Annotated in this window: 18 protein-coding genes (1 of these 18 cut by a window edge); 3 read left to right on the forward strand and 15 right to left on the reverse strand. The window is 67.4% G+C overall.

Going from position 1 to position 19,073, the window contains the following annotated elements:
* From tyrS to argC, 13 genes are all read right to left on the reverse strand, one after another.
* Positions 1–201, reverse strand: the 5' portion of a protein-coding gene (gene tyrS, locus ACOCMM_RS13675) for a tyrosine--tRNA ligase (protein WP_419553687.1). The gene continues 1,071 nt to the left of window position 1, outside the view; the window shows 201 of its 1,272 coding nt (coding positions 1–201); it begins with the start codon at positions 199–201; its stop codon lies off the left edge, out of view.
* 83 nt (positions 202–284) lie between these two features.
* The gene (locus ACOCMM_RS13680) at positions 285–1,052 is read right to left on the reverse strand and encodes an ABC transporter permease (RefSeq protein ID WP_419553688.1); all 768 of its coding nucleotides are present in this window, start codon (positions 1,050–1,052) and stop codon (positions 285–287) included.
* Positions 1,049–2,011, reverse strand: a complete 963-nt coding sequence (locus tag ACOCMM_RS13685; protein WP_419553689.1) for an ABC transporter ATP-binding protein — start codon at positions 2,009–2,011, stop codon at positions 1,049–1,051. Before ACOCMM_RS13685 ends, ACOCMM_RS13680 begins: the two co-directional genes overlap by 4 nt.
* A complete protein-coding gene (locus tag ACOCMM_RS13690; protein ID WP_419553690.1) occupies positions 2,011–2,280 on the reverse strand; it encodes a hypothetical protein in 270 nt (89 codons plus the stop codon). The genes ACOCMM_RS13685 and ACOCMM_RS13690 overlap by 1 nt, the downstream gene beginning before the upstream one ends.
* Positions 2,281–2,331: 51 nt before the next feature.
* On the reverse strand, positions 2,332–2,580 hold the full coding sequence (locus ACOCMM_RS13695) for a hypothetical protein (RefSeq protein WP_419553691.1): 249 nt from the start codon (positions 2,578–2,580) through the stop codon (positions 2,332–2,334).
* 76 nt (positions 2,581–2,656) lie between these two features.
* A complete protein-coding gene (locus ACOCMM_RS13700) occupies positions 2,657–3,271 on the reverse strand; it encodes an NUDIX hydrolase (RefSeq protein ID WP_419553692.1) in 615 nt (204 codons plus the stop codon).
* A complete protein-coding gene (locus ACOCMM_RS13705) occupies positions 3,268–3,867 on the reverse strand; it encodes a DNA-3-methyladenine glycosylase (RefSeq protein WP_419553693.1) in 600 nt (199 codons plus the stop codon). The genes ACOCMM_RS13700 and ACOCMM_RS13705 overlap by 4 nt, the downstream gene beginning before the upstream one ends.
* The gene (argH, locus tag ACOCMM_RS13710; RefSeq protein WP_419553694.1) at positions 3,867–5,318 is read right to left on the reverse strand and encodes an argininosuccinate lyase; all 1,452 of its coding nucleotides are present in this window, start codon (positions 5,316–5,318) and stop codon (positions 3,867–3,869) included. The genes ACOCMM_RS13705 and argH overlap by 1 nt, the downstream gene beginning before the upstream one ends.
* 11 nt (positions 5,319–5,329) lie before the next feature.
* Positions 5,330–5,791: an arginine repressor gene (gene argR / locus ACOCMM_RS13715; RefSeq protein WP_419553695.1), complete on the reverse strand. Its 462-nt coding sequence runs from the start codon at positions 5,789–5,791 to the stop codon at positions 5,330–5,332.
* Entirely contained in the window at positions 5,788–6,705 is a 918-nt protein-coding gene (gene argF / locus ACOCMM_RS13720; protein WP_419553696.1) for an ornithine carbamoyltransferase, read from the reverse strand. Before argF ends, argR begins: the two co-directional genes overlap by 4 nt.
* Positions 6,705–7,958, reverse strand: coding sequence for an aspartate aminotransferase family protein (locus tag ACOCMM_RS13725; RefSeq protein ID WP_419553697.1), 1,254 nt, complete (start codon positions 7,956–7,958; stop codon positions 6,705–6,707). The genes argF and ACOCMM_RS13725 overlap by 1 nt, the downstream gene beginning before the upstream one ends.
* 46 nt (positions 7,959–8,004) lie before the next feature.
* Positions 8,005–8,970: an acetylglutamate kinase gene (argB, locus tag ACOCMM_RS13730; protein ID WP_419553698.1), complete on the reverse strand. Its 966-nt coding sequence runs from the start codon at positions 8,968–8,970 to the stop codon at positions 8,005–8,007.
* Positions 8,967–10,004 carry an N-acetyl-gamma-glutamyl-phosphate reductase gene (gene argC, locus ACOCMM_RS13735; RefSeq protein WP_419553699.1) on the reverse strand — a complete coding sequence of 346 codons (1,038 nt, stop codon included), beginning with the start codon at positions 10,002–10,004 and terminating at the stop codon, positions 8,967–8,969. The genes argB and argC overlap by 4 nt, the downstream gene beginning before the upstream one ends.
* Positions 10,005–10,265: 261 nt before the next feature.
* Here argC and gltB point away from each other — a divergent pair, with 261 nt between their 5' ends.
* The 3 genes from gltB to ACOCMM_RS13750 all read left to right on the forward strand — a co-directional run bounded on the left by gltB (position 10,266) and on the right by ACOCMM_RS13750 (position 17,847).
* On the forward strand, positions 10,266–14,954 hold the full coding sequence (gene gltB, locus ACOCMM_RS13740) for a glutamate synthase large subunit (protein ID WP_419553700.1): 4,689 nt from the start codon (positions 10,266–10,268) through the stop codon (positions 14,952–14,954).
* Positions 14,955–15,010: 56 nt separating this feature from the next.
* A complete protein-coding gene (locus tag ACOCMM_RS13745) occupies positions 15,011–16,468 on the forward strand; it encodes a glutamate synthase subunit beta (RefSeq protein WP_419553701.1) in 1,458 nt (485 codons plus the stop codon).
* A 74-nt stretch (positions 16,469–16,542) separates the two neighbouring features.
* Positions 16,543–17,847, forward strand: coding sequence for a M20 family metallo-hydrolase (locus tag ACOCMM_RS13750; RefSeq protein ID WP_419553702.1), 1,305 nt, complete (start codon positions 16,543–16,545; stop codon positions 17,845–17,847).
* 39 nt (positions 17,848–17,886) lie between these two features.
* Here ACOCMM_RS13750 and ACOCMM_RS13755 read toward each other — a convergent pair whose 3' ends face one another.
* Complete coding sequence (locus tag ACOCMM_RS13755) at positions 17,887–18,534, reverse strand: hypothetical protein (protein ID WP_419553703.1); 648 nt, start codon at positions 18,532–18,534, stop codon at positions 17,887–17,889.
* Positions 18,535–18,540: 6 nt separating this feature from the next.
* Positions 18,541–19,032, reverse strand: a complete 492-nt coding sequence (merB, locus tag ACOCMM_RS13760; RefSeq protein ID WP_419553704.1) for an organomercurial lyase — start codon at positions 19,030–19,032, stop codon at positions 18,541–18,543.
* Between the last annotated feature and the right edge of the window lie 41 nt (positions 19,033–19,073).

Consider the following 19,073-nt stretch of genomic DNA (forward strand, 5'->3'; position numbering starts at 1 on the left):
GGCTATCGGACGGTGCCCGCCCAGTTGCAGCCGACGCAGCGTCAGCAGTCCCATGAGATTGCCCACATGGAGGCTGGCGGCGGTGGGGTCGAATCCGCAGTACACAGTGATCGGGCCGGACTCCAAACGCTGCGCGAGCGCCCGACGGTCGGTCGTCTGATGGATCAGACCGCGCGCATCGAGGTCAGCCAGGACGTCCACGCCGCCAGTCTGCCTGACAGGTCGCGCCATGAGGACACAGCGAAGTCACGACTGGCACGCGCCCGAGGGGTCCCGACGTCTGGCTAACTGCGAGGCGTCCAACGAAAGGCCCGCACCGTGACCAGCACGCCGAACACTCCCCACGCACCGATGATCACCCAGCGCCACGCCGGCATCGGCACGCCCTCACCGAAGGGGTCAAAGGTGCGCCCCAGCGCATGGGCGAGGTGCTTGATCGGGAAGATGTCGCCGATAACAGTCATCCAGCGCGGCGCTGTGTCCGAGGGAATGAAGACGTCGGACACGAAGTACAGCGGCAGCACACACATGTTGGTGATCGCAGGCGCCGCCTGCTCGCTCGGGCAGACGCAGGTGATGGCCAAGCCCAGGGCCGAGAACGCAGCCGCCCCTACTAGCAGGGAGATGAACAGGCTCGGCAGGGCGGCGAGCTGGATTTCGACGCTGTAGCCGAGCCAGCCGATGCCTATCACCAGCACGGTCATCAGCGCCGTCAGGACCAGCGACGAACCGACCTGCCCGCCCACGTAGACCCAAGGCCGCAGCGGCGTCGCCCGCATGGCCTTGAGCACTCCGTTCTCGCGCTTGATGACCGTGACGATGGCCGCGTTCATGAAGTTCGCAGAGACCAGCGCCAGCGCCAGGATTCCCGGGACGTACACCGTTGCGACGCGTGCCCCGGTAGAGCTCATGATCTCGTTGCCGAAGATTGACGTGAAGATCACCAGGAACACGAGCGGCAGCACCACCGTGAAGAACGTGGCGGCGGGGCTGCGCCAGAAGCCCAGCAAGTTGAACGAGGTCTCACTGCGGAGCTGTCGAAGGGCCCTCATGAGTCTGAGCCAGTTAGGGCCAGGTACGTGTCTTCCAACGTGGGCGGCCGGACCGCCAGCGAGTCCAGCCGCGTCCCAGCCGCGTCGGCCGCCGACAGCAGCTCCCGCACCACGCCTCCCACATCGGCGGTGACCAGTTCGTGGCGCAATCCGCCCGCTGCTCCTGTGGCGGCAGCACCCGGCGGCATCGAGGAGCCGTCGCCGTTCAGCAATTCACGCAGCTTGTCCGGCAGGCGGCTCGGTGCCAGTTCGTCCGCATCCCAGCTGATGCGCGCCCCTATGGCGGCATGGGCAGCCAGGTCGGATGCGGTGCCGTTTGCCACGACGCGTCCTCGGGAGATCACCACGATCCGGTCGGCGAGGTGTTCCGCCTCGTCCATGTAGTGGGTGGTGAGCAACACGGTCACGCCCAGCGTTCGCAACCCGCCGATGGTGTTCCAAGCCTCACGGCGAGCGGCAGGATCGAAGCCGGTCGTCGGTTCGTCCAGGAAGACCAGCTCCGGATCGCCGACCAGTGCCAGGGCCACGGCCAGTCGCTGCTTCTGGCCGCCCGACAGCCGTCGTGTTCGAGTCCGGGCAGCATCGGAGAGCCCGACCCACTCGAGCACTTCAGCAGTCGGGCGCGGCGAGCGGTAGTACGCGGACCACATCGTCACGATTTCCGACGCGGTGAGGTCGCCGGGGTGCTGGGCGCCTTGCAGCACGACGCCGATGCGCTCGCGCCACGCAGCGGTGGCGTCGGCCGGATCGACGCCCAGCACCTGCACGTCGCCCGAAGTCCGGGTGCGCAAGCCCTCCAGGATCTCGACCGTGGTGGTCTTGCCAGCCCCATTCGGCCCAAGGAAGGCCAAGACCTCGCCGGTCGCGACCGTCAGATCGACGCCCGCCACTGCCTCGACATCGCCGTAGTGCTTATAGAGCTGTGCGACCTCTATGGCGAGGTCCGCGCCGCCGTTCATCACGCGTGTCCACCGACCGCAGCGCTGCCGGGGGCGTCGGCTGTGTCGTCGTCGTAACGCTCGGGACGCGCCACCTGCGGCCGGACGGCGGCCGCGTACAGCAGGACGGCAGGCGGACCGATGAAGATGATGAGCAGGATCCAATCCATGCGGCGCCGGCCGGCTGCGGAGAATCGCTGCCTGCCCAGCCGCAGAACATCTGCAATTCCCAGGATCATGATCACTGCGGCCACCGCAACAACGATGATCAGCACCGTGCCGAAGTCCACGCGGTCACGCTACCGGGGAGGTTTTGCGCACCCGGCCGTGGAAGAGGCCACTCAAGCCCCGAGCGTCGAGACGGCTTCGGACACATAGAGCCCGGCGCCAGCGATGCCCGCAATGACGAGTCCTGCACCCGCCGACCACACGGTGCCGTTGAACAGGAGCCGACCACCGGCCGCGAGCACCACGGTCACCGCAACCGCTCCGAGCACTGCCCCTGGCAGGTACGTAATGGCGATCCAGCCCGCCACCAGACCGCACAGGAACAGGACGGTGTCTTCGACCAGCCGAAGGACGCTGCGCACGCTCTCAACGTACGCTCCGGCAGATGCCTGAGGGCACGGTCCGTCTTGAGGAGCGGCCCTGGTCGTGTGGCGGTGGTCAGCTACGAGAACTCACGTCGCGTGCCAGTTCGAAGCCGTAACGGGCCAGCCGACGGGTGCTGGCGTCGAGGTTCAGCACAGGATTGACGAGCTGGCTCTCAGTAATCCAGCGCAGTCCCTCAGACTCGTGATTGCCCCGTGCCACCGCGCCTCGCGGTGCGCAAACAAGGAACCGCACGTCGAAGTGCAGGTGATCGGGCTCAGTGCGCTTGCGGTTGACGAACAAGTGCACGTCGATGTCGACGGGGTCGCTCCAAACCTCAAGGCCCTCGATGCCGGTTTCCTCGGTGGCCTCACGCAGTGCGACGGAGGCCAACGAGGACTCGCCGTCGGCGTGACCACCAGGCTGCAGCCAGCGACCGATCTTCGCGTGCAAGAGCACCAAGCCGTGGGTTGCCTCGTGGTTCACCACCCAGGCGGACGCGGTGAGGTGTCCTGGCGCGCAGGAGCGATGCAGCGCGTCCCGATGACGGGCGGCAAAGTCGAGCAGGCGCCGGCGGTGCATTGCCTGGGTGCGGTCGCGAGGGACCAAGCATTCGACCACCGCAATCGCGGCTGCAAGGTCGCCTGCTGCATCGGGGTACTCGGGTCGCCGGACGAAACGCCCCGTCATCGCACGCTCACGTGTGGGCTGCTGCCGTCGAACCAACGCCATGGCACCTCGGTGCCACGGTTGATGCCGATACGGCACGCACTCTGCAAGTTGGCCGGCGTCCAGCCGTCGTCGCGGATGCTCAGGCCATCGGCGGTCGTGAGGTCGCAGCCGTCGTGAGTGCCGTCGATATCGAACGCCTCGGTCAGCTTCGCCGGACCCGAACAGAGGTCACGGCTGACGATCCGCTTGCCGGATTCGCCCCGGCGAACAGTCATCAGCTCGCAACCGCCCAGGGGTTCAAGTGCGCGCAGAAGCACAGCGTCACCCACTCCGGCCGGGGCGCACACCGTGTTCGCGCACCAATGCAATCCGTAGATCCGGTACACGTACAGGCGCCCGGGCGGACCGAACATCGAGGCATTACGCGCCGTCGGCCCGTTTCGTGAGTGGGCGGCAGGATCGCCATCGCCGCAATAGGCCTCCACTTCCACAATGCGGCCTGCGCGAAGCGATCCGTCGTTGTGCACGAGCAGCTTGCCGACCAGATCTGGCGCGACTTCGGGTGCCGGTCGCTCGTAGAACTCCGGCGGCAACGGCGAGGCCGCCGACTCCATCAGCATCCGCCCGGCGCGCCGCCGGCGGCCGCGAGGGCGGCGTCGAGGCGGTCCAATTGGACGGCCACGGAATCGGGTCCGCCAGCGCCTGGGGATGTGCGGCTGCGGTGTGCCGCCCCAGGCGCAAGCCGCTGCGCGGCCTCGTGTCCCAGGTCCGGATGAGCAGCTACGAGTTCGGTCAGCCGGTCCGCGCTGGGAGACGCCTCCGAGTCTGACAGCGCCTCGCGCACGAGCGCAGCAATGACGGCATGTGCCTCCCGAAAGGGTGTGCCGCGGGCTACCAGCCACTCCGCCAGGTCGGTCGCTGCGACGAACGGGTCATCAGCGCCTGCAGCCATCGCAGGGGCGTTGAAGCTCGCCGTGCTCAGCAGCCCGTCGAGCGCCAAGGTTACGAGGCGCACCGTGTCGACTGCGTCGAACAGCGGCTCCTTGTCTTCTTGAAGATCCTTGTTGTAGGCGAGCGGCAGACCCTTGAGCGTCGCCAAGAACCCGGTCAGGTGACCGATCAATCGTCCCGATTTGCCACGTGCCAACTCGGCGACGTCAGGGTTCTTCTTCTGCGGCATCATCGACGAGCCGGTGGCGAACGCGTCGTCAAGCGTCACAAAGCCGAATTCGGCGCTCGACCACAGCACCAGTTCCTCGCCGAGGCGCGACAGGTGCACCCCGGTCATTGCCAGGCCATACAGCGTGTCGGCCACGAAGTCGCGGTCGCTGACTGCGTCAAGCGAGTTCTCGAAGACTGCTGCAAATCCCAACTCGGCCGCGGTCGCGGCCGGGTCCAGCGGCAGCGACGAACCGGCCAGCGCGCCTGCGCCGAGCGGCGACACGTCGGTTCGGATCCTGGCCTCGCCGAGCCGCTCGACATCGCGCAGGATGGCCCAAGCGTGCGCAGCCAGGTGGTGAGCGAGCCCAACTGGCTGGGCCTGCTGCAAGTGGGTATAGCCGGGCAGCCGCACGCCGGCATCGTGCGCCTCGCGCGCCCGGTCGGCCAGTGTGCTCGCCAAGCCCCGCACCAACGGTGTCAGCTCGTCGATGGCGCCGCGGGTCCAAAGTCTCAGGTCAGTTGCGACCTGATCGTTGCGGCTGCGGCCGGTGTGTATCTTTGCCGCGGCCTCGCAGAGCTCGGTGGCTCGACGCTCGACCGCCGTATGAATGTCCTCGTCGGTCGGGGCCCACACCATGTGGCCCTCGGCAATCTCGGCTTCGACCTGTTCGAGCGCGGCAACTATGCCATCGTGCTCGTCGTCAGTGAGCAGGCCGACATCAGCCAGCATCGAGACGTGGGCACGCGACGCTGCGATGTCCTCGGCGAACATTCGCTTGTCGAACGGAAGCGAGTCGTTCAGCGCCGCCAGCGCGTCCGCGGGCGCGTTGGCGAACCGGCCGTGCCACAGCGTGGTCGGGCCGGGTCCTGACGGTTGGTCCTTGGCAGTGTCGTCAGCAGACATGATCGGGGGGCTCACAAATCGGCGAGTTCACGGCAGCGGCCGGCGACCGCTGCGCCGCCCATTTCCTCAACGGCCACGATGAGCAGTGTGTCGTCGCCAGCCACGGTGCCGATCACGCCGTCGAAGTCGCTTCGGTCGATGGCCGAGGCCACCACGTGCGCAGACCCCGGTGGGGTGCTCAGCACGACGATGTTCTGCGACCAACGCACGTCGAGCACCCAGTCGCCGAAGACCCGGCGCAGGGTGTTCTCGGGCAGGGTCTCGGGTGCATCGGCCTCTGGCACTGCATACACCGTGCGGCCTGCGGTACGCATCTTGGCCACACCCATCTCGTCGAGGTCGCGGCTGACCGTGGCCTGGGTGACCTCCACTGAGTGCTCTCCCAGCAATCCGACCAGCTGTGCCTGGCTGCCGATCTCGCGACTGGCGAGCAGCTCGCGGATGAGGTGCTGTCGCTGCGCCTTGGTGGTCACGACGCCTCCCCTTGGGCCGCCGCCTGTCCGGCCAGGAAGGCCAGCAGGCCCCGTGCGGCATGCATCCGGTTCTCGGCCTGCTGCCAGACCCTGCTCGCCGGGCCGTCGATGACCTCGGCGGCCACCTCCTCGCCCCGGTGCGCCGGCAAGCAGTGCAAGAAGATTGCATCGTCGGCAGCCAGCGACATGAGTTCAGGGGTGACTTGGTACGCGCCGAATGCGACGAGCCGTTCGGCTTGTTCATCCTCTTGGCCCATCGACGTCCACACGTCCGTGCAGACCGCATCGGCGCCCACGACGGCTGCAGCCGGGTCGTCGGTGACCGTGCACTCACCGCCCAGCGCCCCAAGACGGTCGAGCGTCTCCGATGACGGCCCGTAGCCCGACGGAACAGCCAGCGTGCTCGGAATGCCGGCCAGGGCGCAGCCGATGGCCAGCGATCGCCACACGTTGTTCGCATCGCCGACGAAGGCCACCCGCTCGGTGCGATCCAAGCCGATGCACTGCGAGATGGTGAGCAGATCCGCAAGCGCTTGGCAGGGATGGGCATCATCGGACAGCAGATTGACGACTGGCGCGACCTCACAGGCCGCCATCCGCTCAAGGTGGCCGTGCCGATAGACGCGAGCAGCGATCATCGCGTGATAGCAGGCCAACGTACGGACGATGTCTTCGGCGGTCTCGCGCACGTCCATGCCCACCTCTTCGGGGCGGATGTAGACGGGGTGCCCGCCGAGCTGTCGCACGGCCATCTCCATCGAATTGCGGGTGCGGTTCGAGGCCTTCTCGAACACCAGTGCCACCCCGCTGCCCTCCAGTGCGGCAGGCACAGCTGCGGCGGGGCGCGCCGACAGATCGAGGACCCAGCGCAGTTCGTCAGCAGACAGATCGTCGACTGCCAAGAAGTGCCTCATCAGCCGCCCCCGAGCACGTTCGCGAAGATCGCCAGGCATTCATCGATCTGCTCGCTCGACACCACCAGCGGCGGCGCAAACCGCACTGCGGTCGGCGAGATGCCATTGACGACGAGCCCGGCCTCCAGGCACGCCGCTGCAATCTCGGGGCCGCTGCGGCCGATGGCGTCGGTGTCGAGTTCGGCGGCAATGAGCAGACCCAGGCCACGGGTGTCGACGACACCCGGGACGCCCATGAGCTTTCCGGCCAGTTCCTCGCCGCGGGCTGCCGCCAACCCAGGCGCGTCGATCGCCTCCATCGTGCGCAGAACCGCTCGGGCAGCGCTCGCGGCCAGTGGCTGGCCGCCGAAGGTGGTGGCGTGGTCGCCGGGCTGGAAGGCACTGGCGACCTCTCGGCGGGCCCAGACAGCGCCGATCGGCACGCCGTTGCCCAGCGCCTTGGCCATCGTGACGATGTCAGGGCGCGCCGCGCCAGTCGGGCCGCCGGCCGGATCGAAGTGGTAGTGCCAGGCGAACCACTTGCCCGTGCGCGCCAAGCCGGTCTGTACCTCGTCGATGATCAGCGCCATGCCGCGTTCGTCGCAGATCTCCCGGACGCGGCGCAGGTAATCGCCGTCGCCGACGTTCACGCCGCCCTCGCCTTGGACAACTTCCAGCAGGACCGCGCAACAGCTCGGATCGAGGGCCGCCTCGAGAGCCTCCGCGTCGTTGTAGGGCACATGGCGGAAGCCCTCAGGCAGCGGCTGGAACGTCTCGTGCTTTTCGGGCTGGCCGGTGGCGTGCAGAGTCGCCAGGGTTCGCCCGTGAAACGACCTCAGCGCACTCACCACAACATGGCGCCCGCGCCCGCCGTACTTGCGCGCCAGCTTGATCGCCCCTTCGAGCGACTCGGCGCCGCTGTTGCAGAAGAAGACCTGTCCGCCGCCGCCCTGCAGCCGGTCGATGGTCTGAGCCACTTCGACCTGGGGTTCGGTGCCGAAGAGGTTCGACACGTGCAGCAGCGTGCGCGCCTGCTCGTTGAGCGCATCGGCGACCGCCGGGTGGGAGTGGCCGAGCGAAGTGACGGCCAGCCCTGCCAAGAAGTCCAGGTAGCGCTTGCCGTCGCGGTCAAAGAGCTCGCAGCCGCTGCCCCGCACGAACTGGACGGGCGGCGGTCCATAAGTCGGCATGAGCGGGCAGGAATCCAGCCCCGCGCCGCCCATGGCGGCGGCGTGCGCAGCGTTCGAAGATGTCTCCGCCGTGGTCTGTGTCATGTCGTTCTGGCCCTTGTGTCGATGGTCTGGTCGATGATTCGGTCGGTCAGCTCGCCACCAGGTGCGGCCGGTCGCGCGTGATCATCGTGCCGACGCCGGCATCGGTGAATAGCTCGACGAGCACCACGTGGGGAACGCGGCCATCGAGCAGGTGCGCGCTGTTGACGCCGTTGCGCACGGCGCTGATGCAGGCCTCGATCTTCGGGATCATCCCGCCGACGATCTTCCCGCCGGCCAAACGGGCAGCGAGCGTGTCGGCCGTGGCGCGACGGATCAGCGAGTCCGGATCTTGGACATCGTCGAGCAAGCCCGCTACATCGGTGAGGTAGACGACCTTCTCGGCTTCGAGAGCAGCCGCCACGGCTCCGGCCACGGTGTCCGCGTTGATGTTGTACGCCTGCCCCGTGGCGTCAGCCCCGATCGTGGAGATGACCGGGATCAGCCCTTCGGCGAGAAGACGCTCGAGCAGGTCGGTGTTCACGTCGGTGACCTCGCCTACGAAGCCCAGATCGGGGTTCCGAGCGGTCGCGGTGATGACTCGGCCGTCCTCGCCCGAGATGCCCACTGCCAGGGGGCCGTGCGCATTGATGGCACCGACGATGTCGCGGTTGACTTTGCCCACCAGCACCATGCGTGCAATGTCGAGGGTCTCCGCATCGGTGACCCTCAGCCCGTCGCGGAACTCTGACGTCTTGCCCAGGCGCGCCATGAGATCGCCGATCTGCGGCCCGCCGCCGTGAACGACCACCGGTGCCAGGCCGATCTGGCGCAGCAGCACGATGTCGGCAGCAAAGCCGTCGGTCAGCGCCGTGTCGACCATGGCGTTGCCGCCGAGCTTGACGACAACGACCTTGCCCCTCCAACGACTGATATACGGCAGCATCTCGACGAGCAACTCGGCCCGCTCGACCTGCTTGGCATGTTCTTCGTCGGCGTCGGGTGACTGATCGGAATGATCGTCGCCGCCGGCGACCTGAGTCTGATCGGAATGATTGTCGCCGGCAGCATTCATGGCATCAGCCCTGTCGTCGACAGCCCGGCCGTCTCGGGAAGGCCAAGCGCCACGTTTGCGCATTGCACCGCCCCGCCCGACGCGCCCTTCACCAGGTTGTCGATTGCGCTCAGAACGACCAGCCAGCCGGTGCGGGGATCCACCCGGGCACTGAGATGGCAGGTATTCGCGCCGAGCGTGGCCTTGGTGTGCGGGGCGTCTCGATGCACGACCACGAAGGGTTCGTCCGCGTAGAACTCAGCCAGAACGCCGAGCGCGTCGTCGGTGGTCATGCCCTCGGTGGGCCTCGCATAACACGTGGCCAGAATGCCGCGCACCATCGGTGCCAGATGGGGCGTAAACAGCACCTGGCAACCGGTTGCCTGCTCGATCTCGGGCGTGTGGCGGTGATCCAGCAAGCCGTAGGCCACGAAGTCCTCGTCGACGGTCGAGAACGTCGTGCTGGGCTGAGGAGCGCGGCCAGCGCCGCTGACTCCCGATGCGGCATCGACGACGACCCCGCTCGTCGAGATGTGTCCGCCGCGTGCGAACGGGACCAGCGCCAGCGCCGCCGCGGTCGGGTAGCAGCCGGGCACCGCTATGCCCGATGCGCCGCGCAATGACTCACGGTCGATCTCGGGGAGGCCGTAGGGGAATTCGCTCAGCAGTTCCGGCATCGGATGCTCGGCGCCGTACCACTGCGGGTACAACGCCGCATCGGTCAGGCGGAAATCCGAACCCAGGTCGATCACGCAGCCCACGCGCTTATACAGGTCGGCAACCACCGGTGCACTGGCCATGTGCGGCAACCCCAAGAAGACCGCGTCGAGCCCGACGAAGATCTCAGGGTCGTAGGCGCAGTAACGAAGGTCGCCGTAGTGAGCCGCCAGGCTGGGGTACAGGTCGCGCACTGCAGCGCCTGCTTGTGTATCCCCGGCCACTGCCACTACGTCGAATGACCGATGCGCGGCCGCCAGTCGCAGCAGTTCCGCCCCGGTAAAGCCCGAGGCGCCCACGATTCCGACTCGCACATGTGACCCCGTGTTTGTGTCCATCGCCGCCGAGTCCATCTCTTGGTCCGTTTCGCTGGGAATTCGTGCTGTCCGGTCGCGGCACGCCAAGTGCGACGCCGCGCTTCGCAGACCACCTTACCAGCCTCACAGATGTTTATTCACGCATTTGCAAATTTATTCAACCATGTGCGGGGCCGCCGTCCGGTAAAGCGTCGGTAGACTCGCTCCCCACAGGGCCAACGACGTCCCTGGGGCCGCGAAGTGGCAGTACGCCACTTCAGTTATCTCACTGGGACGTCGCCAATGCCGACTGCCGAATCTGCGCCAGGCGTCGAAGGCCGCCCTGCCGTGCGCTCCGGCCCGTACACCGCTCCCCCGCTCGCGCAAGGGCTCTATGACCCCGCGTACGAGCACGACTCGTGCGGTGTGGGCTTCGTCGCCGACATGTCCGGCGTTCCCAGCCGCGCCGTCGTCGATCAAGCCCTGCAGTGCCTCGTCAACCTCGACCATCGCAGCGCCACCGGGGCGGAGGCCAACGTCGGCGACGGCATCGGCATCACCGTTCAAGTCCCCGATCAATTCCTGCGAGCGGTCTGCGATTTCGAGCTACCGCATGCGGGCCGCTACGCCGTCGGCACGGCGTTCCTGCCTCGCCAAGATCCCGAAACAGCTGCTGAGGCCATCGAAGCGATCATGGTCGACGAAGGGCTCGAGGTGCTCGGTTGGCGTGACGTCCCGACCGATCCCTCCTCGCTCGGCAAGTTCGCCACCGATCCCATGCCGGCCTTCCGCATGCTGTTCGTGGCCGCACCTGAGGGCGAAGGGCTCGAAGGACTCGACCTCGAGCGCCGGGTCTATGTCGCGCGCAAGCGCACCGAGCACGAGATCGACCCTGCCCCGTACTTCGGCTCCCTGTCGTGCCGGACGCTCGTCTACAAGGGGATGCTGACCTGCAGCCAGTTCGCGGAGTTCTATCCCGACCTGGTCGACCCCCGCATGGAATCAGCGCTCGCGCTGCTGCACTCGCGATTCAGCACCAACACCTTCCCCTCGTGGCCGCTCGCACACCCGTACCGCATGCTCGCCCACAACGGTGAGATCAACACCGTGATGGGCAACCGCAACTGGATGCGGGCACGCGAAGGCACGCTGTCGAGCCCGCTGTTCACCGCTGCAGACGGCACCAACTTGCTCGAACGCACCTACCCCATCTGCACGCCGGGTGCGTCGGACACGGCCAGCTTCGACGAGGTCCTCGAGCTGCTGCACCTCGGCGGCAGGACACTGCCGCATGCGGTGTTGATGATGATCCCCGAGGCGTGGGAGAACCACGCCCGCATGCCCCAAGACAAGCACGACTTCTACGAATTCCACGCTTCACTGATGGAGCCGTGGGACGGTCCTGCCAGCATCGCCTTCACCGATGGGACCGTCGTCGGAGCCGTGCTCGACCGCAACGGCCTGCGACCCTCCCGTTACTGGGTGACCTCCGACGGCCTGGTGGTGATGGCGTCGGAGGTCGGCGTTGCTGACATTGATCAGACGCGCATCATCCAGAAAGGCCGCCTCCAGCCAGGCCGCATGTTCTTGGTCGACACTTCCCAGAGCCGCATCGTGGGCGACGACGAGATCAAACGCGACCTGGTGACTGCCGAGCCGTACGGCGACTGGCTGGCTGACGGGCTTGGGCACCTCGAAGATCTGCCGCCTCGCTTCAACCTCACTCCCCAGCACGCTTCCGTGACGCTGCGCCAGCGCACGTTCGGCTACACCACCGAGGAGCTGCGGATCCTGGTCGCGCCGATGTCCCGTACCGGCATCGAGCCGATCGGTTCGATGGGCACCGACACCCCGATTGCGGTGCTGTCAAAGCGCCCGCGCCTGCTCTTCGACTACTTCAGTCAGCTCTTTGCGCAGGTCACGAATCCGCCCCTTGATGCGATCCGTGAGGAGCTGGTCACCTCGACAAAGGCCAAGATCGGCCCCGAGGGGAACCTGCTGATGCCCGGCCCGGAGTCATGCAAGCAGATCGTGCTGCCCTCCCCGATCCTGTCGAATGAGGATCTGGCGAAGATCCTTTACATCGACGAGGACTCGCGCACAGCGCCGCATGCAGCGACGTCAACAAGCACAGCCCTATCGAACGGCGCCGCGACAAGCAGCGCAGCGCCGCAGTTCCGGCCGTTCGCAGTGGACGGCCTGTACCCCGTGGCCGAAGGCGGCGGGGGCATGGAGCGCGCCATCACCGATGTCTGCCGACGGGTCGACGAGGCCATCGCCGACGGCGCACAGATCATCGTCCTGTCAGACCGTTACAGCGACCCGGAGTACGCGCCCATCCCCTCGCTGCTGCTCACGGGCGCAGTGCACCACCATCTCGTGCGCAACAAGACCCGCACGATGGTGGGGCTGGTGACCGAGTGCGGCGATGCACGCGAGGTGCACCACATGGCGCTGCTGCTCGGCTACGGCGCCAGCGCCGTGAACCCGTACCTCGCCTTCGAGTCGATCGACGACATGGTGCGCCACGGCGTCATAACTGAGGTCGACGAGCGCACCGCGAAACGCAACTACGTCAAGGCGTGCACCAAGGGCGTGCTGAAGGTGATGTCGAAGATGGGCATCTCCACGGTGGCCAGCTACACGGGCGCGCAGGTATTCGAGGCGGTCGGTCTGGGGGTCGACCTCATCGACCGATTCTTCACCGGGACAACCTCCAAGCTCGGCGGCGTCGGCCTCGACGTGCTCGCCCGTGAGGTCGCCGAACGCCATCGATTCGCCTATCTGGACAATCCCACTGAGGCGGCGCACCGCGACCTGTGGGCCGGCGGCGAGTACCAATGGCGGCGCGAGGGTGAATACCACCTGTTCAACCCTGAGACCGTCTACAAGCTGCAGCACTCCACCCGCGCCGGCCGCTACGAGGTCTTCAAGGAATACACCAGGCTGGTGGACGACCAGTCCACCGAGTTGGCAACGCTGCGAGGTCTGTTCGAGCTTCACCCGGCACCCGGCGGGCCGATACCGATCGACGAAGTCGAGCCAGTCACCGAGATCGTGAAGCGGTTCTCGACCGGGGCAATGAGCTACGGCTCGATCTCGGCAGAGGCGCACGAGACCCTGGCCATCGCCATGAACCGCATCGGGGGCAAGTCCAACACCGGCGAGGGCGGCGAGGACCCTGAGCGGTACGTGCCCGATCCGAACGGCGACCTGCGGCGCTCTGCAATCAAGCAGGTGGCCTCGGGGAGGTTCGGTGTCACCTCGGAGTACCTCACCAATGCCGACGACCTGCAGATCAAGATGGCCCAGGGCGCAAAGCCCGGCGAGGGCGGGCAGCTGCCGGGTCCCAAGGTGTGGCCCTGGATCGCGAGGACCCGCCATTCCACACCGGGAGTCGGTCTCATCAGCCCGCCGCCGCACCACGACATCTACTCGATCGAGGATCTCAAGCAACTCATTCACGATCTGAAGAACTCGAACCCGCAAGCCCGTGTCCACGTGAAGCTCGTGGCCGAGGTGGGCGTGGGCACGGTGGCTGCCGGCGTGTCCAAGGCCAAAGCCGATGTCGTGCTGATCTCAGGGCACGACGGCGGCACCGGGGCCTCGCCCTTGACCTCGCTGAAGCACGCCGGCGCACCATGGGAGCTGGGCCTCGCCGAGACGCAACAGACGTTGCTGCTGAACGGCCTTCGCGACCGCATCGTCGTGCAGACCGACGGGCAGCTCAAGACCGGCCGCGACGTGATCGTCGCAGCAATGCTGGGAGCCGAGGAGTTCGGCTTCGCAACTGCTCCGCTGGTGGTGTCGGGCTGCATCATGATGCGGGTCTGCCACCTCGACACCTGCCCGGTGGGCGTCGCGACGCAGAACCGGGAACTGCGCAAGCGCTTCGGGGGTCGGCCCGAGTTCGTCGTGAACTTCTTCGAGTACATCGCTCAGGAGGTCCGCGAGTACCTGGCGATGCTGGGGTTCCGCTCGCTGCCTGAAGCCATCGGGCGTGTGGATCGCCTCGATACCACCGCAGCAGTGGCGCACTGGAAGGCGCGCGGCTTGGATCTCTCACCGATCCTGGTTGAGCCGCAGACGCCCTGGCCGCAGGACCGTTACTGCACGCAGAGCCAAGACCACGGTCTGGAACGGGCGCTCGACCAGCAGCTCATCGAGCTGGCTGCGCCTGCGCTGGAGCGGCGCGAACTCGTGCGGGCGGAGTTGCCGATCAGCAACGTGAACCGCACGGTCGGAACCATGCTCGGCCACCGCATCACTGCTGCACACGGCGGCGCAGGACTGCCCGACGACACCATCGACCTGACGTTCAACGGCTCAGCCGGACAAAGCTTCGGCGCATTCGTGCCAAGCGGACTGACAATGCGGTTGTACGGCGACGCCAACGACTATTTGGGCAAGGGCCTGTCGGGCGGACGATTGGTGGTGCGGCCGCCGCGGGCGACGAATCCGGACTTCGTGGCCGAGGACAACATCATCGCCGGGAACGTGATCCTGTATGGGGCCACCAGCGGTGAGGCCTACATACGTGGGACTGTCGGCGAGCGCTTTTGCGTGCGCAACTCGGGCGCCACGGCCGTCGTCGAAGGCGTCGGCGATCACGCGTGCGAGTACATGACCGGGGGCACCGTGGTGGTGTTGGGCACGGTCGGTCGCAACTTCGGCGCGGGCATGTCAGGCGGCGCAGCGTTCGTGTACGACCCCGATGATGTGTTCTGGCGGAACCTGAACACCGAAATGGTCGAGCTGGAACCACAGCTCGACGACGCCGAGGCGGAAACAGTGCGGTCGCTGCTGCGCCAGCACCTCGCAGAAACCGAGTCGACGCCCGCCGAGCGCATCCTGGGGCGCTGGCACAGCGAGGTGCGCTGCTTCCGCAAGGTCATGCCCAAGGACTACCGGCGGGTGCTCGAGGCCCGGGCGGCAGCCGCCGAGCTCGGCCAAGACCCCGATGAGGCCGTCATGGCGGCTGCGCATGGCTAGGCACGACGTCTCGCGGGCGCAGCGCAGCCGCCAGCAAGCCGGCACAGGGGCTGCGCATGGGTGATATCCGGGGATTCATGCGGCACGACCGGGAGCTGCCGACGCGACGCTCGGTGCCGGTGCGCCTGCGCGACTGGCGTGAGGTCTACGAGCCGTTCGCCGACGAGGATCTGCGCACGCAAGCCAGCCGCTGCATGGACTGCGGCGTGCCGTTCTGCAACTCGGGCTGCCCGCTGGGCAACATCATCCCGGACTGGAATGACCTCGTCTATCGAGACCGCTGGCACGACGCCATCGAGCGGCTGCATGCCACCAACAACTTCCCCGAATTCACCGGCCGGTTGTGCCCTGCCCCGTGCGAGGGCGCCTGCGTGCTGGGCATCAACGCCGATCCGGTCACGATCAAGCAGGTCGAGGTCGCGATCATCGACAAGGCGTTCGAGATGGATTGGGTCCGTCCCGAGTTGCCAGCGGTGCGCACGGCGCGAAGCGTGGCCGTCGTCGGCTCCGGGCCCGCCGGGCTGGCTGCGGCGCAGCAGCTCACCCGAGCCGGCCACGACGTGACGGTGTTCGAGCGTGCCGACCGGCTCGGCGGACTCCTGCGGTATGGGATTCCCGAGTTCAAGATGGAGAAGCGCCACATCGAGCGGCGGCTGGACCAGATGAGCGCGGAGGGGACGAAGTTCCGAACCGGCGTGGACGTGGGCGTGGACATACCGGTGGCGGACTTGCAAGCCGACTTCGATGCGCTGGTGCTCGCCGGCGGCGCCACCCAGTGGCGTGACCTGCCGATCCCGGGGCGCGAACTCGACGGCATCCACCAGGCGATGGAGTACCTGCCGTGGGCGAACAAGGCCCAAGAAGGCGATCTTGATCCGGCCGAGGTGCCGATCAGCGCCGAGGGCAAGCGGGTGGTGATCATCGGCGGCGGCGACACCGGCGCCGACTGCTTGGGCACCACGCACCGCCAGGGTGCAGCGTCGGTGCATCAATTCGAGATTCTGCCGCGGCCGCCTGACGAGCGGTCCTCTGCCAATCCCTGGCCGACCTATCCGATGGTCTACCGGACGTCGTCGGCACATGAGGAGGGCGGCGACCGCGTGTACTCGGTGAACACCGAGAAGTTCCTTGGGGACGGCTCGGGCGCTGTCCGAGCGCTCCGGGCAAACGAAGTGGTGTTCGCCGACGGCCGATTCGTCAAAGTCGAAGGATCGGACTTTGAGCTGGAATGCGAACTCGTGCTCCTGGCGATGGGCTTTCTGGGACCGCAGCAGGAGGGCCTGCTGGCTCAGCTCGGCGTCGAGACCGATGCTCGCTCCAACGTTGCGCGAGACGACGATTACCGCACGAGCGTCGACGGTGTGTGGGTGTGCGGCGACATGGGCCGCGGCCAGAGCCTGATCGTGTGGGCCATTGCAGAGGGCCGGGCGTGCGCGGCTGCGGTGGACGAATCTCTCATGGGCCATACCGCCTTGCCGCGTCCGATACCGCCGTCGGCTCGCCCGCTCAACTGAGCGACCGCCGGTTGGCGCGGCGACACTTCGTCTGAGCAGCGGCAAACCGTTGGTCGAGCGACGGAGGCGACACGGTGAATTCGAGCCAGTACCCAGTGGACGGCGAGCGCCTTTGGAGGACGCTTGCAGAGTTGGCCGAGATCGGCGCAACGCCTGCAGGCGGAGTGGCCCGTGTGGCGCTCACCGACGTGGACCGGGCGGGGCGTGACCAGTTCGTGGCCTGGGTGCAGGAGCTGGGCTGCACTGTCCACGTTGACCAGATGGGCAACCTGTTCGCGCGCCGTGAGGGCACTGATGCGCAGCGTGCACCGGTGGTGATCGGCAGCCACCTCGACAGCCAACCCACCGGCGGCAAGTACGACGGCGCCTACGGCGTGATGGTCGGCCTCGAGGTGCTGCGGGTGCTGCACGACAGCGACGTGAGCACTGCAGCGCCGGTCGAAGTCGTGTCGTGGACGAACGAGGAAGGGGCGCGCTTTCCCCCGGCGATGATCGGCTCAGGAGTGTTTGCTGGCGCGTTCAGCCTGGACGAGGGTCTTGCAGCGCCCGGTGTTGACGGCACCACGCTCGGCGACGAGCTGGCGCGCATCGGCTACGCAGGCGACGAGCCGTGCGGCGCACCCGACGGTGCCGGCCGTCGTCCCGTCGGCTGTTACGTCGAGCCTCACATCGAGCAGGGCCCGATCCTGGAAGCTGCAGGCGTGACGCTCGGCGCGGTGACCGGGGTGCAGGGCATCCGCTGGTACGACGTGTCGATCGAGGGGCAATCGGCGCATGCAGGCAGCACGCCGATGGAGCACCGTTGCGATGCGATGGTGGCTGCGGCCCGGCTGGTGTGCGAGGCCGATGAGATCGCAGGCCGTCGGGCGCCGCAGGGCCGTGCCACGGTGGGCACGCTCGCAGTCGGCACCGGTTCGCGCAACACGGTCGCGGGCTCGGTGAACCTCACGGTCGATCTGCGTCATCCCGACGCCGCCGAGCTAGAGGCAATGCATGATGAGCTGCTGGCATTCGCCGACGGTCCGAATTTCGGCCCTCAGGAGTCCAGCGCCGCATCGAGCGGCGTGAGCCAGCACAGCGGGCGTTCGCTCCCCCGCCCGCAGATCACCCCGATCTGGTGCTCGCCGCCGATCGTCTTCGACCACGCTGTCCTCGAGGCGCTGCGCTCGGGAGCGGTCGCAGCCGGCTTCGAGCCGGTCGACATCACCTCAGGGGCAGGCCACGACGCGTGCTACGTGTCACAGGTCGCCCCGACCGGGATGCTGTTCATCCCGTGCGCCGACGGCTTGTCGCACAACGAGGCCGAGTCGATCTTGCCCGAGCACGCGACCGCGGGCGCACAGGCCACGTTCAACGCTGTCTTGACGCTCGCGGGCTAGACGGGGGCAGCGAGGCCAAGGGGCGGCCGGCGGCGTCGCTCAGCCCAGCAGCGACAGCGCTCGGCACTTGAGGATCGCCCGGGCGGACTGCTCCATGGCAGTCCAGGCGGGCTGATCGGCCACCTCGCCCCGCCAGCCCATCTGTCCCAGCCGCTCGGTGAGCCGCACGTCGCCGACACCCACATCGGCCCGAGCGATCCAGCCGGTGGCAGCCTGGACGTCGCGTACCGCCGATCTTCGGGTTTCGGTCCACAATTGCGGGTCCGCACCTGGCAGCGGGTCGGCGGGTATGGCCACAATCATCGCCCTGGCGGTGTTGCGCCAGTGGCGGGCAATCTCGGTCGGCACTGCGGCGGGCCATGTGCCCATCAGGTTGTGCTCGACGCTGCGGTCGTCGGCCGAGGCCCCTTCGACCACGCTGATGTCGACCTTGCTGAGCGCGGTCGCCGCCGCTGTCGTGGCCCGCACGTCGGGTCGAGGCGGCGTGAGCCTGGCGCGCAGCTCGGCGAATGCTCCTGCGCCGTCGGGACCTGACATCCACGAGATGAAGTCGCTGCGGGCGCGAGCACGGAACATCGGCGCAGCGAACGTCTCGGCCCACCATTCCACCGGCCGCAGCATGGCCGCCATCCGGGGATCGAACTCCTCCCAACTGCGGGCGTGCTCTTCCGACCGGAAGAGGTTCATGCCCGCTCAGCGGAACGGCCGGTTGGCGGCGTCTCCCCCGACAGGGCTGCGGGTGTAGCCGACCATCGTCGGCGGATCGATCGAGAGGATCTCTTCGTCTTGCATCTCGATACGCAGCGGCTCGCCACCCAGCAGGCATGGCGCATCCACCCTCACGGTGCGGCCACCGAACAGCCAGCGGCATGCCAATGCCTCGAAGCCGCACTGGGCAAACCATCGTTGCTCGCCGTCGACGCTCACTCGATATTGGGTGGGCTGGTTGTTGAACGGCGGGAACGACGCGATCCAGTCGGTGCCGGGATGCATCCAGCCCGGTGTGAGGTCGATGATCCGGGCGATCACGGCCTTTGTACGCATCGGCTCGACGCCCAATGTCCGGGCAAGTTCGGCGTAGTGCGGGGCCACGCCGCTGGCCACGATCTCGCGCATGATCGCGGCGTACGCAGCGTCAAGTTCTTCGAGCGGGATCTGTTCGGGTTCCACTGCTTTGCCTGCCACAACGCGACTGTAGGACGCCTACTCCGAATGCGTCGAACCCG

This window comes from Candidatus Poriferisodalis sp., assembly GCF_965198245.1.
Classification (GTDB): Bacteria; Actinomycetota; Acidimicrobiia; order Acidimicrobiales; family Poriferisodalaceae; genus Poriferisodalis.

Excerpts from the sequence above, each read along its gene's own strand:
- argC (WP_419553699.1), bottom strand. The coding sequence starts at position 10,004 with ATGGACACAAACACGGGGTCACATGTGCGAGTCGGAATCGTGGGCGCC.
- ACOCMM_RS13685 (WP_419553689.1), bottom strand. The coding sequence starts at position 2,011 with ATGAACGGCGGCGCGGACCTCGCCATAGAGGTCGCACAGCTCTATAAG.
- argH (WP_419553694.1), bottom strand. The coding sequence starts at position 5,318 with ATGTCTGCTGACGACACTGCCAAGGACCAACCGTCAGGACCCGGCCCG.
- argB (WP_419553698.1), bottom strand. The coding sequence starts at position 8,970 with ATGAATGCTGCCGGCGACAATCATTCCGATCAGACTCAGGTCGCCGGC.
- ACOCMM_RS13680 (WP_419553688.1), bottom strand. The coding sequence starts at position 1,052 with ATGAGGGCCCTTCGACAGCTCCGCAGTGAGACCTCGTTCAACTTGCTG.
- ACOCMM_RS13745 (WP_419553701.1), top strand. The coding sequence starts at position 15,011 with ATGGGTGATATCCGGGGATTCATGCGGCACGACCGGGAGCTGCCGACG.
- ACOCMM_RS13705 (WP_419553693.1), bottom strand. The coding sequence starts at position 3,867 with ATGGAGTCGGCGGCCTCGCCGTTGCCGCCGGAGTTCTACGAGCGACCG.
- gltB (WP_419553700.1), top strand. The coding sequence starts at position 10,266 with ATGCCGACTGCCGAATCTGCGCCAGGCGTCGAAGGCCGCCCTGCCGTG.
- argF (WP_419553696.1), bottom strand. The coding sequence starts at position 6,705 with ATGAGGCACTTCTTGGCAGTCGACGATCTGTCTGCTGACGAACTGCGC.
- ACOCMM_RS13725 (WP_419553697.1), bottom strand. The coding sequence starts at position 7,958 with ATGACACAGACCACGGCGGAGACATCTTCGAACGCTGCGCACGCCGCC.
- ACOCMM_RS13700 (WP_419553692.1), bottom strand. The coding sequence starts at position 3,271 with ATGACGGGGCGTTTCGTCCGGCGACCCGAGTACCCCGATGCAGCAGGC.
- ACOCMM_RS13755 (WP_419553703.1), bottom strand. The coding sequence starts at position 18,534 with ATGAACCTCTTCCGGTCGGAAGAGCACGCCCGCAGTTGGGAGGAGTTC.